The organism is Microcoleus sp. A6-C6 (assembly GCF_036705955.1).
Classification (GTDB): Bacteria; Cyanobacteriota; Cyanobacteriia; order Cyanobacteriales; family Microcoleaceae; genus Microcoleus.
Window position 1 is genome coordinate 72,718 of the sequence record NZ_JAUBVR010000024.1, and the last position, 6,922, is coordinate 79,639.

A 6,922-nucleotide genomic window follows, 5' to 3' on the forward strand; every position below is an offset into this window, starting at 1 on the left:
TGTTTCTTCATGTTAAAGCTATTTGTTTGGGTGTGTGGGGTCGATCGCCCTAAATTGCCCTTCACTCCTGGTAACTCACATCTTGCACCATTGTCAGCAACAGGCAAGATGCCTGTTCCACAAAAGATAAATTTTCTTGTGGAATAGGCATCTTGCCTGTTCATAAAAGGCTAATTGACAATGATGCAATATCTCAGTGGTAACGTACAGTTTGTCCCAGCGGCAATCGATCGTCGTTTCGCACCCAAAATTAGCATCAAAGTCAGTACACTCAGGGATAGATATCATACCAAGATCTTATGGAAACTTTTCCGGCGGACGCTAAACCGATCGCCAGCTTAGCTAATCGACAGCAGCAAGCTACAAAACAACTGGACAACGAAATTCAAGAGTTCGATCGAGCCATGATGCGCCGCTGCATAGAATTGGCCCGCCACGCCCTCGGCAAAACCGCACCCAACCCCCTCGTCGGTTCTGTAATTGTCCGAGACGGCAAGATTGTCGGCGAAGGGTTCCATCCCGGTGCTGGCCAACCTCACGCCGAAGTTTTTGCGCTCCGGGAAGCGGGGGAACTCGCCGCCGGAGCGACTGTTTACGTCAACCTGGAACCCTGCAACCACTACGGGCGAACTCCTCCCTGTTCCGAAGCTTTAGTCAAGGCCAAGGTGGCAAAAGTAGTGGTTGGCATGGTCGATCCCAATCCATTGGTAGCGGGAACTGGGCTGGCCCGGTTGCGGGAAGCCGGGATTGAAGTGGTGACGGGAGTGGAAGGGGAAGCTTGTCAGAAACTTAACGAGGCTTTCGTACACCGGATTTTGCACCGCCAGCCTTTCGGAATTTTGAAATATGCGATGACTTTGGACGGTAAAATTGCTACCAATACCGGTCATAGCGCTTGGGTGACAGGCCAGGAGGCGAGGAGCGAGGTGCATCGGGTGCGCGTCGGCTGCGATGCGGTGATTGTTGGGGGAAATACGGTGCGTCTAGATAATCCCTTATTGACTAGCCACCAACCCGATCGGCATAATCCTCTGCGGGTGGTGATGAGCCGCACTCTGGATTTGCCGAAGTCGGCTTGGTTGTGGGAAACCTCTGTGGCGGCTACTTTGGTGCTGACTGAGCCTGGGGTTAACCCGGAATTTCAGGAATTTTTGATCGCCAAAGGGGTAGAAGTTGTGGAGTTGTCGCCGCTGACACCGACTAATGTGATGGCTTATTTGTACGATCGATCTTTTCTTTCTGTACTCTGGGAGTGTGGAGGCACTTTGGCTGCTAAGGCAATTGCTGAAGGTGCAGTACAAAAAATTATGGCTTTTATTGCTCCTAAAATTGTCGGCGGCCAAGATGCTCCAACTCCTGTAGGAGATTTGGGGTTTTCTGCAATGACTGATGCTTTAACTTTAGAGCGGGTTTCTTGGCGCGCGGTGGGTGCAGATTGTGTGGTGGAAGGCTATTTGAAAATTAAAAATTGAAAGTTAAAAGCGAGTCTTTTGATTTTTTAATTTTTAACTTTTAACTCCTTGTATGACTGAAATTATGATTTGGAGTTTGATGGTTGGCAGTCTCGGCTTGGAGGCTGCAATCATGGGTATCTTGGTTAGCCACGAGCAATTAGCTGCGGGGCAAAAATGCGATGAGGAGGAGGAAGTTTTGACTCGGTACGAATCTCAAGAAGATAATTTTAGTACGCCTAAAAATGCGATCGCAAATGGCAATCCAAAATCCGATCGCAATCCTGATGATTTGACAGTTTGGGAATACAAGATTGTGCGGGCTAGCAGCGATTTGTTTCGCAATCCGGCGATTTTTCACAAGCTGTGTCGGGAAGAGGCGGAAGTTGGCTGGATTTTGCTCGAAAAGCTCGATGACAGGCGGGTACGGTTCAAACGTCCGATCGCGCTGCGGGACGCCCCGATGCCTAATTTACCAATGTTTGACCCTTACCGCACTCATTACGGCCCGATCTCGAATGCGATGACTTGGGCGGGGGCGATCGTGTTTCTGAGTGCGATCGTGCTTCCTGCTATTTTGGGCTATGCTTTGGTGTCGGCTACTCTCACCAAAAGCCGCTCTAATTTGCCTCCGACACCAATTCAATCTTTGCCTTCTCCAGGGGGGCCAACAACTAACAATTAATACCGGGAGAATTGGTAATTGGTAATTGGTAATTGGTGATTGGGAAGCTTGTTTTATAGCAAGTCTAAATCATTTGTGAACCAGATTTATTTAACAAACCGCGAAGGCGCGAAGTTCGCTAAGGAAGAGAAAAGAAGAGAAGAGTGTGTGTTCGTTTGACGGATTTAGGCTTGCTATAGGTGTTAATTCGGTTTTAAGTTTGGGGCGGTATTGCTGAAGGAGCAGATAGCAATCTCAAGTTGTAATCGGTATCGCCTTGAAATTGAGAAACGCGGATGAAATAAGTCCCCGGAGGCAAAGCTCCATTGCTGACGATTGTTTCTGAAGCCGTGCCTAAATTGTTAGACGAAGCAATAAGATCGTCTAATCCAACTGCGCCGTTGCCGTTGAGATCCTGAATTAATTCTACATCAACATCTGCACTCAAACCGTCAACAGTTGCACTGAAAAGGCTCGGAGTATTGAGGATGAAACTGTAAATGTCGGCTGGTTCAGCAGCTCCTACAAAATCGCTCGCCGTTTGAATTTCTCCAACAATGCCGAGGCTTTTTGCTGCGTTCAAATTGTCGGCGGGAGCGGGGAGTGTACTCAACAGTCCTTCTTGTTGGCCGTATTGAATGTAATGGTCGATCGCACTTTTAACTGCACCGCTACTGACTGCACCTCCTATCACCGGATATCTTTCTAGATAAAAGCTGGGATCGAAGAAAACGCTGGCTTTGCGGTTTTCAAATTGACCGACTTTGAAGTAGTGTTCAAAGGCGCTAAATTGATTAGTTTGGACTGCTGTCTGAACGTCGGGGTTGCTGGTGAGATAGAAGCCAACATCGAAGAAAGGGTTGGGGCTCCGCCGTTCAAATTGACCGAATTTAATAAAGTGCTGGGCACCAGAAAATTGGTTTTTTTCCGCTGATACTGCTACATCTGAATTGGTGTCTAAATAATAGCTGGCGTCAAACAGGGCATTAGGATCGCGATTTTCAAATTGACCAATTTTTCGGTAGTGATCGAAGGGGCTCGATACCGTGCCTCTGGCAACTGCTACGGCGACATCTGGGTTGTTTTCGAGATAAAATTTGCTGTCGAACAGTGTTCTGAGGGTTAGCATTATTAAAAAAATCTCTTTGTACTTTAGCAAAACAGATGGGAATCCCCACCCCATAACGGTACTCCGTTTGGAGTGGGATGGAAGGCGCGGTGATGCGATAATTCCATCCCCGTCCAAACCAACAATCTTCAGATATTACCAGGACGGGGATGGATGACGAAATGAGCAAATCAGGATCTTCTGTTGGGCTGCGACTAAAATTCATTTTGCACAAATGCCTGAACGACGTTTGACAGGCGTGACTTTCTTGACGTTAACTACCTTGTTTTTAGCACCAGGGTAATCGGCGATTTTGACCCCAGTGCCGAGATTTTGCATCCCGATGACTCGGTAGACAACACCTTCAAACAAAACATAATCGTTCGGATTGAATCGATATCGTTGCCGCTTGATTCGGCGCTGACCTTTCGATATCTTCACTCCACGATAGACTCGCAAGTTCTCACCATTCAGGTTCGTATTCCGAGTTAGCCGACCCGAAAAAAGCTGACCGCCCGATACCTTCTCACCAGTTCGAGTATCGATATATTTTGCATCATAGAATTGCTCCATCGACCGTTTGTTACACCGAATCTGCTCTAAAACCAGTGTTTCGGAGCGGAACTGATTCGTCCCGCCAGCAATCACGAAAGCATCATTATGGTGAGACTTCTCTAATTTCTGTTCCTCTCGTTTGAACTTGGTTTCAAACCCGAAGGCTTCCTCTGCACCTAAAACATTCAGCAACCGTCGATAGATTGTGGTCATAAAAGTTTCGGATTTGAAACTCTTAACATGAGCCTTCCAACCGTGCAGGAACTTTCCTTGTTGATGGTTGACTGGTGTATGGCATTTAACACATAGAGTAATCAGGTTTGCTGGTCGATCGCTCCGGTCAGGGCTTGACTTCCAATAACCTAAATGGTGAATTTGAGTTGGCGTACCGGACTTACTCTTGCATTCAGGGTTTTGGCATTTATAGCCATCTCGATGGCGAATGTAAGTAGTCAGATTGTGATAGCCCATCTGCTCTCCAGTTTGATAACCTGTTTTCTCGATCTCAGGGTTATTAATTTTCTGGATGTCGAAACTAGCTGTCTCAAGAATGACTTTGGTGATAGGTAATCGAGCTTTAATTCGTTCAACTAATTTGATATGAGCATCAAGTTTGTGTTGAATTGACGGAGCTAACCAACCAGCCGGACGGCGACGATTATCGAATCTGGGAGCGCGGTGCCGTAGGCGAATGCGGCGATCAAGCCGATATTTTCTTCGCTCACTTAAGCGTTCGCTGACGGAGAAAAGTAATTTTAATTCTCCACCAATTAACTCTTCTTTTAGACTCACAGCGCTGAAGCCAATGGTGAGATAACCAGTATCAATGCCGATAGTTACTGGCTGGATATATCCGGCACTGCCGTAGATTAATTGAATTGTAAGTGGGTCGCGATCAATGATTTTTGCTTTGCCTGTTTTGAGTAGAACTCGCGCTTTTCTGGGAGTGGTGGGCATCAAGGGACGACCATCTTTATTGATTACGAGAACATTCATGATTTGTATTTAAGTTAATAAATAACTTAACTCTTGCGAGTGGTGTTCTTCGCCAATGTTGCTCCAGGTTTAATGCTAATCACACTTTCCCGCTGCCAGTAGAAATGTTTAATGATTAACCGCAGTGTCTGGGACTAGAACTCGGCTGCCACACCTGCATCCCAAAGTGCCTATATATTCTGAAGTAACGTAGTAATTCTGGCATGATGAATTACTGAGGCTAATGACAAGCTTCTTGATTCAGAAGCCCATGCTGTACTGATCGAACAGTCAGCGTGTGGAGTTGTCACTCTGGAAAGTGCTTGACAACTCCCCAGCTATAATCAAATTCGATCGAGAATCCAGTTTACATCAATTTTTTGTGAGGGTGGCTCAATTATGGCTAAATCTGCACTGATGGCAATGCTGCGCCGCGCTGCGAGTATTGCCCAAAAGTCTCGGCAAACGGGCATTCCGGCTGATGAACTGCTGGGGATGCTGACTTCGCGCAGTTCTAATTTTCCCATATCTCGGCGCCAGTTGCTGCACAGGGGTTTAGCGGCTGCGGGGGCTGTAGCTGCTGCGACTTTTACCAGGGAGGGAGCTTTTGCTCAACAAGGCGGACGATCGCCCATTTTGGTCGTGGGTGCGGGAATTGCAGGTTTGACGGCTGCCTATCGCCTGCGTCAGGGGGGCGTGCGCGCCGATATCATTGAGGCAACTAACCGTGTGGGGGGGAGGATTCGCACGGTGTCTAAGGTGGCTGGAACGTTGATTTCGGCGGACGTGGGGGGAGAATATATTGACACTGGCCACACTACTTTGATTTCCCTAGCGACGGAATTGGGTTTGCGGGCGATCGACTTAGCTAACGTACAGCGGGGATTGGTGAAGGATACTTTTTTCTTTCAAGGACGCCGATTTTCTCTTGAGCAAATAATCGCGGAATTTGCGCCACTAGCCAGTAAAATTAGTGCTGATTTGGAAGCAGTCGGAGATAACTTTAGTTATCAAGATTTTACGGAAACAGCGGAAAGATTGGACAATCTTTCGATCGCTGAATATGTAGACCAAGCTGATACTAGCACGATTGTCCGGCAGTTGCTCCGCATTGCTTACACTACGGAATACGGCCGAGATCCGGAGGAACAGTCGGCGCTAAATCTGCTGTTTTTAATCGGTTCTGAAGCGGACAGTTTTCAATTGTACGGCAACAGCGATGAGCGTTATCAAATTGACGGCGGCAACAGTCAAATTGTCAACAGTTTAGCTGGTCAATTGTCTGGTTCGATCGAGGCGGGGACGGTTTTGGAAGCGATTACTCTTTTGCCGGATGGCCGCTATCGGGTAAATTTGCGATCGGGACAAAGCGCCTTCGATCGCACTTACGAACGAGTTTTATTAGCTTTGCCCTTCAGCACTCTGCGAGACGTTAACATTAACGTACCTCTACCCCAACCAAAGCGCAGGGCGATCGAGCAATTGGGCTACGGTACTAATTCTAAGTTAGTTACCGGCTACCGCAGCCGAATTTGGCGGGAAGTTTATCAATCGACTGCTTCTGTGTTTACCGATTTAGGATTCCAAAATAGCTGGGAAGCTACGCCTTTCGCTCCTACTGGTAACGCTTTAGTTACTAATTTTACAGGAGGAAAGCAGGGTTTGGCGATCGGTGCCGGAACTCCCGAAGACCAAGCACAAAGATTTTTGGGACAATTTGAAAGAGTTTTTCCCGGAGTGAGCAATTTGCGATCGGGCAAAGCTGTACGAGCTTTTTGGTCGGGAGAACGCTTTTTTAAAGGTTCTTATTCCTGCTATTTAGTCGGACAATGGACGCAAATGCACGGTGTTGAAGGCGAACGAGTTGGGAACTTATATTTTGCCGGAGAACACACTTCGCTGGAAAATCAAGGTTATATGGAAGGCGGTTGCGAAACCGGACAAAGGGCGGCTTTTGAAATTTTGCAAGATTTGGGTTTGACAAGTTCTGCTGAGGCTTTGAATACTCGCAGTGCGAGCAGTTTGAACCAGCGCCGTCCCAGCCGGAAAGTTCCCGGATCGCGGAATCTTGGGAATAGGAATCCGAGTATTAGTTGACACTCCCCAGCTATCAAGGCGAGGGGATTCTTTGTTCACAGAGCCGACTTGCTGAGGCAGGATTTCTCCAAC

5 protein-coding genes are annotated in these 6,922 nt (G+C 47.5%); 3 read left to right on the forward strand and 2 right to left on the reverse strand.

Translation table 11 applies throughout. From position 1 onward, the window contains the following. Positions 1-299: 299 nt before the first annotated feature. Together ribD and QUB52_RS12455 are read left to right on the forward strand one after the other, a co-directional pair. Positions 300-1,472 carry a bifunctional diaminohydroxyphosphoribosylaminopyrimidine deaminase/5-amino-6-(5-phosphoribosylamino)uracil reductase RibD gene (gene ribD, locus QUB52_RS12450; RefSeq protein ID WP_265234511.1) on the forward strand — a complete coding sequence of 391 codons (1,173 nt, stop codon included), beginning with the start codon at positions 300-302 and terminating at the stop codon, positions 1,470-1,472. A 52-nt stretch (positions 1,473-1,524) separates the two neighbouring features. Further along, positions 1,525-2,136, forward strand: coding sequence for a hypothetical protein (locus QUB52_RS12455; RefSeq protein ID WP_332972938.1), 612 nt, complete (start codon positions 1,525-1,527; stop codon positions 2,134-2,136). A 193-nt stretch (positions 2,137-2,329) separates the two neighbouring features. On the opposite strand, the gene QUB52_RS12460 is transcribed toward QUB52_RS12455, so the two are convergent. Next, positions 2,330-3,244 carry a PPC domain-containing protein gene (locus tag QUB52_RS12460; protein ID WP_332972937.1) on the reverse strand — a complete coding sequence of 305 codons (915 nt, stop codon included), beginning with the start codon at positions 3,242-3,244 and terminating at the stop codon, positions 2,330-2,332. Positions 3,245-3,445: 201 nt separating this feature from the next. After that, positions 3,446-4,774 carry an RNA-guided endonuclease IscB gene (iscB, locus tag QUB52_RS12465; RefSeq protein ID WP_332972936.1) on the reverse strand — a complete coding sequence of 443 codons (1,329 nt, stop codon included), beginning with the start codon at positions 4,772-4,774 and terminating at the stop codon, positions 3,446-3,448. Positions 4,775-5,152: 378 nt separating this feature from the next. Here iscB and QUB52_RS12470 point away from each other — a divergent pair, with 378 nt between their 5' ends. Continuing rightward, the gene (locus QUB52_RS12470; protein WP_332972935.1) at positions 5,153-6,850 is read left to right on the forward strand and encodes a flavin monoamine oxidase family protein; all 1,698 of its coding nucleotides are present in this window, start codon (positions 5,153-5,155) and stop codon (positions 6,848-6,850) included. Positions 6,851-6,922 lie beyond the last annotated feature (72 nt).